This is a genomic window from Streptomyces sp. NPDC056883, from assembly GCF_042788835.1.
GTDB lineage: Bacteria > Actinomycetota > Actinomycetes > Streptomycetales > Streptomycetaceae > Streptomyces > Streptomyces stoeckheimensis.
The window spans coordinates 446,112-455,442 of the sequence record NZ_JBHUBS010000006.1 but is presented as its reverse complement, the minus strand read 5'-3'; the positions used below and the strand labels follow the sequence as shown (position 1 = coordinate 455,442).

Below are 9,331 nucleotides of genomic sequence, written 5' to 3'. Positions count from 1 at the left end.
GTGGGGGCCTTCTCCTCCTTTTTTTTGTTGGGGGGGTTGGTTCCTTGCCCCCGCCCCGGGGAACGGGCGAAGGGCGGGTAGGGGACCCGGCCCCGCGCAGCGGTGTAGGGCCGACCCGGGGATGCGGAAGGGCCCCCGGCTGCCTGGTGGCGGTCGGGGGCCCTTGCGTGCGTGCGGCCGGAGGCTACGGGGCCTGGGTGGCCCTCGCCTCGCGGCGGTTGTGGCGGAACGTGTTCGCGCGACGGGTCGTCGCGAACAGCGGGATGGTCGCCGCCAGAGCGATCTGCAGCGCGCAGCCGGTCTGGAGCAGCAGCCCGCCGCCCGGCGCGTCGAACGCCCACGCGGCCAGCAGGCCCATCGCCGCGACGATCCAGCTGAGCATCGCCACCGCGAGGACACCCCGCGGCTTGGGGTACTCGACCCGGCTCACCATCAGCCAGGCCACGCCGACGATCGCCAGCAGGGTCGGGATGAACGGCAGCTCCAGCAGCACGATCGAGACGACCGTCAGCGCGCCGAAGGGGCTCGGCATGCCCTGGAACATGCCGTCCTTCATCGCCACGCAGCTGAATCTCGCGAGGCGCAGGACGACGGCCAGCAGGACGACGATCGCCGCCAGCGCCGACATCTTCTGCACCGCGTCGTCGGCGACCATGCCGTAGACGAGGACGAAGTACGCCGGAGCCAGCCCGAAGCTGATCAGGTCGGACAGGTTGTCCAGCTCCGCGCCCATCGGCGAGCTGCGCAGCTTGCGGGCCACGATGCCGTCGAAGAGGTCGAAGACCGCGGCGAGCAGCATCAGTATCACGGCCGTGGCCGCGCTGCTGCGGGCCATGCCCGACTCTCCGCTGCCGGTGAGGTGCGGGATGAGGATCCCGGTGGTGGTGAAGTACACCGCCATGAATCCGCACGTCGCGTTGCCGAGGGTGAGGGTGTCCGCTATCGACAGCCGCAGTGACAGCGGCATGTCGTCCTCGGTGGACTCCTCCTCGGACGAAGCCTCGGGCACCCAGCCCGCGGCCGGGGTTTCAGGTTCAGTCACGGTCAATTCGGGTCACCCCCGCGGTGGTGGCCTGTCCGACCTCGACCGCGACCTCGACGCCCTCGGGGAGGTAGATGTCGACGCGGGAGCCGAAGCGGATCAGACCGATGCGTTCGCCCTGCTCCACCTTGGTGCCGGCCGGCAGGTACGGGACGATGCGACGGGCGACGGCGCCGGCGATCTGCACCATCTCGATGTCGCCGAGTTCGGTGTCGAAGTGCCAGACGACGCGCTCGTTGTTCTCGCTCTCCTTGTTGAACGCCGGAACGAATCCACCGGGGATGTGCTCCACGGACGTCACCGTGCCCGCGAGGGGCGCGCGGTTGACGTGGACGTTCAGGGGGCTCATGAAGATCGCGACGCGGGTGCGCCCGTCCTTCCACGGCATGATGCTCTGCACCACACCGTCGGCGGGCGAGATGACCCGGCCCTGCGTGATCTCGCGCTCGGGGTCGCGGAAGAACCACAGCATGCCCGCCGCGAGCGCGGTGGTGGGCACGGCCACGGCCGCCCAGCGCCCGGACTTGCGGGCCCGGGTGAGGCTGAGGGCGGCGGTGGCGACGGTCGGCAGAAGCCACGGCGATGCTCCGCGCGCGAGGCGTCCACCGAGGAGGCCGACGCGAGGTGCAGAGGTTTGGCTGTGGGGCATGGATGACCTTCGTAGCGGGTGATGCCGCGCCGCAAACGGGGGGACGGGACGGCGGCTTTACTGGAATGCTATCGGTTGCGCGCAACAACTGGGCAAGCCAGAAGCCGAGTCGATGGCCGTGAGCCAGTGACTGCTAGTGACACTTTTGCGGAAAACCACTGGATGATTTACCCCAAAAGGGACTTTCAGCCCTGGAGCCGGTACTCCTCGAGCAGGCGTCGCCCGATGATCATTTTCTGGATCTCGGCGGTACCTTCGCCGATGAGCAGCATGGGTGCCTCTCGGTAGAGACGCTCGATCTCGTACTCCTTCGAGAAGCCGTAGCCACCGTGGATACGGAACGCGTCCTCCACCACCTCCTTGCAGTACTCGGAGGCGAGGTACTTCGCCATCCCTGCTTCGAGGTCGTTTCGTTCCCCGGAGTCCTTTTTGCGTGCTGCATTGACCATCATCGCATGGGCGGCTTCGACCTTGGTAGCCATCTCGGCCAGCTTGAACTGGATCGCCTGGTGCTCGGCGATGGCCTTGCCGAAAGTGTGACGTTGCTGGGCATACGAGACACCCAGCTCGAACGCACGCTGCGCGACGCCGCAACCACGGGCCGCCACGTTGACGCGGCCGACCTCGACCCCGTCCATCATTTGGTAAAACCCTCGGCCGGTCTGGCCGCCCAGCACCCGATTGGCCGGAATGCGCAGTCCGTCCATGATGAGCTCGGTGGTGTCGACCCCCTTGTAGCCCATCTTGTCGATCTTGCCCGGGATGGTCAGGCCGGGACGCACCTCGCCGAAGCCGGCCTCCTTCTCGATCAAGAAGGTCGTCATCGACTTGTGGGGCGCGGTGCCCTCCGGGTGTCCTTCGTCACTGCGGACGAGGACGGCCACGAGCGTGGACGTGCCGCCGTTCGTCAGCCACATCTTCTGGCCGTTCAGGACGTACTCGTCGCCGTCCTGCACCGCCTTGGAGGTGATGGCCGACACATCGGAGCCGAGGCCCGGCTCGGACATCGAGAACGCGCCGCGCACCTCGCCCAGCGCCATCCGCGGAAGGAAGTACTCCTTCTGCTCCTGGGTGCCGTGCTGCTTGAGCATGTACGCCACGATGAAGTGCGTGTTGATGATGCCCGAGACGGACATCCAGCCGCGCGCGATCTCCTCGACGCACAGCGCGTAGGTGAGCAGGGACTCACCCAGGCCGCCGTACTCCTCCGGGATCATCAGGCCGAAGAGGCCGAGTTCCTTGAGGCCGTCGACGATCTGCTGCGGGTACTCGTCCCGGTGCTCCAGCTCGGTCGCGACCGGGATGATCTCCTTGTCGACGAACTCCCGGACGGTCTTGAGGATGTCCCTCTGGTCGTCCGTCAGGCCGGCGGTCTGGGCAAGTCGGCTCATGGTTCTACTTCCCCTGTTCCTTCAGCGTGGGGCGGCCGGGCTGCTCGCCGCCGCGCTCCTTGATGTACGTCTCGGTCGGGACCATCACCTTGCGCCGGAAGACGCAGACGAGGGTGCCGTCCTGCTTGTAGCCCTTGGTCTCCACGTAGACGATGCCGCGGTCGTTCTTCGACTTGGACGGGGTCTTGTCGAGGACCGTGGTCTCGCCGTAGATCGTGTCGCCGTGGAAGGTCGGCGCCACGTGGCGCAGCGACTCGATCTCCAGGTTGGCGATGGCCTTGCCGGAGACGTCCGGCACCGACATGCCCAGGAGCAGCGAGTAGATGTAGTTGCCCACGACGACGTTCTTGCCGAAGTCGGTCGTGTTCTCGGCGTAGTTGCTGTCCATGTGGAGCGGGTGGTGGTTCATGGTCAGCAGGCAGAAGAGGTGGTCGTCGTACTCGGTGACCGTCTTTCCGGGCCAGTGCTTGTAGACCGCGCCGATCTCGAACTCTTCGTAGGTGCGTCCGAACTGCATGCTGCTCAGGCCTCCGGGATCTCGAACTTGCTGGTGCGCTGCATGCCCGCGGCGCGGCCCTTGCCGGAGATGACCAGGGCCATCTTGCGGCTGGCCTCGTCGATCATCTCGTCGCCGAGCATCGCGGAGCCCTTCTTGCCGCCCGCCTCGGAGGTGCACCAGTCGTACGCGTCGAGGATCAGCTCGGCGTGGTCGTAGTCCTCCTGGGAGGGGGAGAAGACCTCGTTGGCCGCGTCGACCTGGCCGGGGTGCAGCACCCACTTGCCGTCGAAGCCCAGGGCCGCCGCGCGCCCGGCGACCTCGCGGTAGCCGTCGACGTTCTTGATCTGGAGGAAGGGGCCGTCGATCGCCTGGAGGTCGTGCATGCGGGCCGCCATCAGGATCCGCATCAGGATGTAGTGGTAGGCGTCCGCGCCGTAGCCGGGCGGCTGCATGCCCACGACCAGGGACTTCATGTTGATGGAGGCCATGAAGTCGGCCGGCCCGAAGATGATGGTCTCCAGCCGCGGCGAGGCGCCGGCGATCGCGTCGACGTTCACCAGGCCCTTGGCGTTCTCGATCTGCGCCTCGATGCCGATCTTGCCGACCTCGAAGCCCATCGTCTTCTCGATCTGCGTCAGCAGGAGGTCGAGGGCCACGACCTGCTGGGCGTCCTGGACCTTCGGCAGCATGATGCAGTCGAGGTTCTGACCGGCGCCCTCGACGACCGTGATCACATCGCGGTACGTCCAGTGCGTGGTCCAGTCGTTGACGCGCACCACGCGGGTCTTGCCGGTCCAGTCGCCGTTGTTCAGCGCGTCCACGATCGTGTGGCGGGCGCCTTCCTTGGCGAGCGGGGCGCAGGCGTCCTCCAGGTCCAGGAAGACCTGGTCGGCCGGCAGGCCCTGGGCCTTCTCCAGGAACCGGGGGTTGGAACCCGGCACCGCGAGGCAGGAGCGGCGCGGCCGCAGCCGGTTGACCGGGGAAGAGGGCGTGGTCATGCGGGGACCTCCGTGCTTGCGGTGATGTCTGTGATTGAGGTGTCTTCGGCGTCGCCGAGCGGGTGGAGCTTGTTGGCCTTGCGGATCTCGTCGACGATACGGCCGATGATCTCCGTGATGCCGAAGTCCTTCGGGGTGAAGACCGCCGCCACCCCGGCCTCCTTGAGCGCCACGGCGTCGGCATTCGGAATGATGCCGCCGAGCACGACGGGGATGTCACCCGCCCCCGCCGCGCGCAGGCGTTCCAGTACGTCCGGGACGAGCGCGCTGTGCGAGCCGGACAGGATGGACAGTCCCACGCAGTGCACGTCCTCGGCCAGGGCCGCCGAGGAGATCTCCTCGGGGGTCAGCCGGATGCCCTGGTAGACCACCTCGAAGCCGGCGTCGCGGGCCCGTACGGCGATCTGCTCGGCGCCGTTGGAGTGCCCGTCCAGGCCGGGCTTGCCGACCAGCAGGCGCAGCCGGCCGGAGCCCAGCTCGTCGGCGGTACGGGAGACCTTCGCGCGGACGAGGGCCATGGGGGTCCCCTCCTCGGCGGTCACGGCCACCGGGGCCGAGGAGACCCCGGTCGGAGCCCGGAACTCCCCGAACACCTCGCGCAGGGCGCTCGCCCACTCGCCGGTGGTGACACCGGCGCGGGCGCACTCCAGGGTGGCCTCCATCAGGTTCTCGTCCCCGGAGGCGGCCTCCTTGAGCCGGTCCAGGGCCTGCATGACCGTGGGGAAGACGAACGGGTCGCCGCCGCCCTGCCGGTCCGAGGACTCCTGGCGCTCGGCCTTCCAGCGGCCGATGCGCTCGACGGTCTGCGCCTCCAGGGCCCCGTCCACCGTCATGATGGCGCCGTCCAGGTCGGAGGTGAGCGGGTTCTCCTCGGTCTGCTGGAAGCAGTTGACGCCGACGATCTTGTCCTGGCCGTCCTCGATCCGGGCCCGCCGCGCGGCGTGCGAGGAGACGAGCTCGCCCTTGAGGTACCCGGACTCGACGGCCGCCATCGCGCCGCCCATCTCCTGGATCCGGTCGATCTCGGCCAGGCACTCGGCCACCAGGGACTCGACCTTGGCTTCGATCACGTGCGAGCCGGCGAAGATGTCCTCGTACTCCAGCAGGTCGCTCTCGTGGGCCAGGACCTGCTGGATGCGCAGCGACCACTGCTGGTCCCAGGGCCGGGGCAGGCCCAGCGCCTCGTTCCAGGCCGGCAGCTGCACGGCGCGGGCGCGGGCGTCCTTGGAGAGGGTGACCGCGAGCATCTCCAGCACGATGCGCTGGACGTTGTTCTCCGGCTGCGCCTCGGTCAGGCCCAGGGAGTTGACCTGGACCCCGTAGCGGAAGCGGCGCTGCTTGTCGTTCTCGATGCCGTAGCGCTCGCGGGTGACCTTGTCCCAGATGCGGCCGAAGGCGCGCATCTTGCACATCTCCTCGATGAAGCGGACGCCCGCGTTCACGAAGAAGGAGATCCGGGCGACGACCTCGCCGAACCGCTCCGGCGGGACCTGGCCCGAGTCGCGCACCGAGTCCAGGACCGCGATGGCCGTGGACATCGCGTACGAGATCTCCTGGACCGGAGTGGCCCCGGCCTCCTGCAGGTGGTAGCTGCAGATGTTGATCGGGTTCCACTTCGGGATGTGGTTGACCGTGTACGCGATCATGTCCGTCGTCAGGCGGAGCGAGGGCCCGGGCGGGAAGACGTGCGTCCCGCGCGAGAGGTACTCCTTGACGATGTCGTTCTGGGTGGTGCCCTGGAGCTGGGCGATGTCCGCGCCCTGCTCCTCGGCGGCCACCTGGTAGAGCGCCAGCAGCCACATGGCGGTGGCGTTGATCGTCATCGAGGTGTTCATCTGTTCCAGGGGGATGTCCTGGAACAGCCGCCGCATGTCGCCCAGGTGGGAGACCGGGACCCCGACCCGGCCGACCTCGCCGCGGGCGAGGATGTGGTCGGGGTCGTAGCCGGTCTGCGTCGGCAGGTCGAACGCGACCGACAGGCCGGTCTGGCCCTTGGCGAGGTTGCGGCGGTACAGCTCGTTGGACGCCTCGGCCGTGGAGTGGCCGGCGTACGTCCGCATGAGCCACGGACGGTCCTTCTGGCGCTCTGTCATCTCAGGCTGTCCCTTTGGCCTTTGAGGCTGTCTCAGACGTTGCGGAAGCGGTTGATGGCGTCGAGGTGCGTGGCGCGCAGCTCGTGGTCACGGACGCCGAGGCCCTCCTGGGGGGCCAGTGCGAGGACGCCGACCTTGCCCTGGTGGAGGTTGCGGTGGACGTCGTAGGCGGCCTGGCCGGTCTCCTCCAGGGAGTAGACCTTCGACAGGGTGGGGTGGATCTTGCCCTTCGAGATCAGGCGGTTGGCCTCCCAGGCCTCGCGGTAGTTCGCGAAGTGCGAGCCGATGATCTTCTTCAGGGACATCCACAGGTAGCGGTTGTCGTACTCGTGCATGTAGCCCGAGGTCGAGGCGCAGGTGGTGATGGTGCCGCCCTTGCGGGTGACGTAGACCGAGGCGCCGAAGGTCTCGCGGCCCGGGTGCTCGAAGACGATGTCGATGTCCTCGCCGCCGGTGAGCTCGCGGATGCGCTTGCCGAAGCGCTTCCACTCCTTCGGGTCCTGGGTGTGCTCGTCCTTCCAGAACTTGTAGCCCTCGGCGTTGCGGTCGATGACCGCCGTCGCGCCCATCGCCCGGCAGATGTCGGCCTTCTCCGGGGAGGAGACCACGCAGATCGGGTTGGCGCCGCCGGCCAGCGCGAACTGGGTGGCGTACGAGCCGAGGCCGCCGCTGGCGCCCCAGATCAGGACGTTGTCGCCCTGCTTCATGCCGGCGCCGTTGCGGGAGACCAGCTGGCGGTAGGCGGTGGAGTTGACCAGGCCGGGGGAGGCGGCCTCCTCCCAGCTGAGGTGGTCCGGCTTGGGCATCAGCTGGTTCGACTTGACCAGGGCGATCTCCGCCAGACCGCCGAAGTTGGTCTCGAAGCCCCAGATGCGCTGCTCGGGGTCGAGCATCGTGTCGTTGTGGCCGTCGGAGGACTCCAGCTCGACCGAGAGGCAGTGGGCGACGACCTCGTCGCCCGGCTTCCAGGCGTTCACGCCGGGACCGGTGCGCAGGACGACGCCCGCGAGGTCGGAGCCGATGACGTGGTACGGCAGGTCGTGGCGCTTGGTGAGCTCCGAGAGGCGCCCGTAGCGCTCCAGGAAGCTGAAGGTGGAGACCGGCTCGAAGATCGAGGTCCACACCGAGTTGTAGTTGACCGAGGAGGCCATGACGGCGACCAGGGCCTCGCCCGGGCCCAGCTCGGGGAGCGGGACCTCGTCGAGGTGCAGGGACTTGCGGGGGTCCTTCTCGCGGGTGGTGAGCCCGGCGAACATCTCCGCCTCGTCCTTGTGCACGGTGATCGCGCGGTACGAGTCGGGGAGCGGCAGGGCAGCGAAGTCGGCGGCCGTCGCGGCCTGCGACTGGATCGCGTCCAGGATGTCCTTCACGGGGGGCCTCCGGCGTTGCGCTGATGAGGGTGCGCTGAGGGAAACGGGTTGCGTTGAGCGGCGAAGCGATGTGTGTGGGGCGCCGTCGATTCGGCTGGGGTGGAGCTGCGCGTTGCCTGTGGTGGGGCGGTGCGGGAGGCCTGGTGACGCAGGCATCCGGGGCGCGTTCCGTACCGAGTGGGCTGGACCGCGGGGACATCCGGACGAGATTCAACGTATGGCACCCCGTGTCACTCAGCAAGGCACCGCGTGCCAAAACTTTCTCTCATTTGCCGACTGACCTGCACCGATGAGCGATGATCGATCAGAGTTACCCGCGAGTAGGGGCAACTCGGACAAACGAAAGCGGCCGCCCCCGGAACGGGAGCGGCCGCTGTGACGTGTGTCGCCTACTTGTTTCTGAGTGCCTCTTCGATGGTCCGCATGACCTCGTCCAGCGGGGCGTCCGTACGGGCCACCGCGACCAGTACCTCGCCCTGCGTGCGCACCGAGGCCGGCGGCGCGGCGGCGGGCTCCGGAGCCGGAGCCGTGCTCAGCGTGCGCCCCGCGCCGATCCCCGAACCGAAGGTCTTGCGCACGATCGAGAAGGCGTGGTCGAGCTGCGCCTCCACGTCGCCCTGTCCGCCCGCCCGCAGCCAGCGCCGCAGCACGTGGTTGTGGGCCGTGACCACCGCCGAGGCGGCGACCTCCGCCAGCAGCGGGTCGTCGTTGCCGTCGTGGTGGTCGGTCTCGTCGAAATGGGCCAGCAGGTAGCGGGTGAACAGCCGCTCGTAGCGGGCGACCGAGGCGATCTCCCGCTCCCGCAGCGCCGGCACCTCGCGGGTGAGCCGGTAGCGCTCCACCGACACCGCGGGCGAGGCGGCGTACATCTTCATGACTTCCTTGATCCCGCGGCACACCGTGTCGAGCGGGTGCTCGTGCGCCGGGGCCACGTCGAGGACGGCCTCGGCGCGGGTCAGGGTGTCGTCGTGGTCCGGGAAGATCGCCTCTTCCTTGGACCGGAAGTGCCGGAAGAAGGTCCTGCGCGCGACCCCGGCCACCGAGGCGATCTCGTCGACCGTCGTGGCCTCGTACCCCTTGTTCGCGAAGAGCTCCATGGCCGCCGCCGCGAGCTCGCGGCGCATCTTGAGCCGCTGCGCGGCCGCCTTGGTGCCGGCCGGGGTCTCCGGGGCGTCGGAGACCGCGGAGGCGCGGGGTGAGGTCTTGGCGGGCTGGGACATAGAGCGAAAGTACTTCATTCGTGCGGGAGAGCGCTCCCGAGGGGGGTGGGACGGGATGGGATGCGGGGG

General features: G+C 68.5%; 8 protein-coding genes. All 8 read right to left on the bottom strand.

Features of this window, described 5'->3' with window-relative positions; all coding sequences use genetic code 11:
- Positions 1 to 184: 184 nt before the first annotated feature.
- On the bottom strand, positions 185 to 967 hold the full coding sequence (pssA, locus tag ACFRU2_RS18935; RefSeq protein WP_266912559.1) for a CDP-diacylglycerol--serine O-phosphatidyltransferase: 783 nt from the start codon (positions 965 to 967) through the stop codon (positions 185 to 187).
- Positions 968 to 1,034: 67 nt separating this feature from the next.
- A complete protein-coding gene (locus ACFRU2_RS18930; protein WP_250740415.1) occupies positions 1,035 to 1,691 on the bottom strand; it encodes a phosphatidylserine decarboxylase in 657 nt (218 codons plus the stop codon).
- A 185-nt stretch (positions 1,692 to 1,876) separates the two neighbouring features.
- Positions 1,877 to 3,082, bottom strand: a complete 1,206-nt coding sequence (locus ACFRU2_RS18925; protein ID WP_382973287.1) for an acyl-CoA dehydrogenase family protein — start codon at positions 3,080 to 3,082, stop codon at positions 1,877 to 1,879.
- Positions 3,083 to 3,086: 4 nt separating this feature from the next.
- Positions 3,087 to 3,599 (bottom strand): MaoC family dehydratase, encoded by a 513-nt coding sequence (locus ACFRU2_RS18920; RefSeq protein WP_053681718.1) that lies wholly within the window; start codon positions 3,597 to 3,599, stop codon positions 3,087 to 3,089.
- 5 nt (positions 3,600 to 3,604) lie between these two features.
- Entirely contained in the window at positions 3,605 to 4,579 is a 975-nt protein-coding gene (locus ACFRU2_RS18915) for an HpcH/HpaI aldolase/citrate lyase family protein (protein ID WP_382973284.1), read from the bottom strand.
- The gene (locus ACFRU2_RS18910; RefSeq protein ID WP_382973282.1) at positions 4,576 to 6,672 is read right to left on the bottom strand and encodes a protein meaA; all 2,097 of its coding nucleotides are present in this window, start codon (positions 6,670 to 6,672) and stop codon (positions 4,576 to 4,578) included. The genes ACFRU2_RS18915 and ACFRU2_RS18910 overlap by 4 nt, the downstream gene beginning before the upstream one ends.
- Before the next feature lie 32 nt (positions 6,673 to 6,704).
- Positions 6,705 to 8,042, bottom strand: coding sequence for a crotonyl-CoA carboxylase/reductase (ccrA, locus tag ACFRU2_RS18905; protein ID WP_382973280.1), 1,338 nt, complete (start codon positions 8,040 to 8,042; stop codon positions 6,705 to 6,707).
- A gap of 389 nt (positions 8,043 to 8,431) precedes the next feature.
- Positions 8,432 to 9,262, bottom strand: coding sequence for a TetR family transcriptional regulator (locus ACFRU2_RS18900; RefSeq protein WP_382973278.1), 831 nt, complete (start codon positions 9,260 to 9,262; stop codon positions 8,432 to 8,434).
- Positions 9,263 to 9,331: the final 69 nt, after the last annotated feature.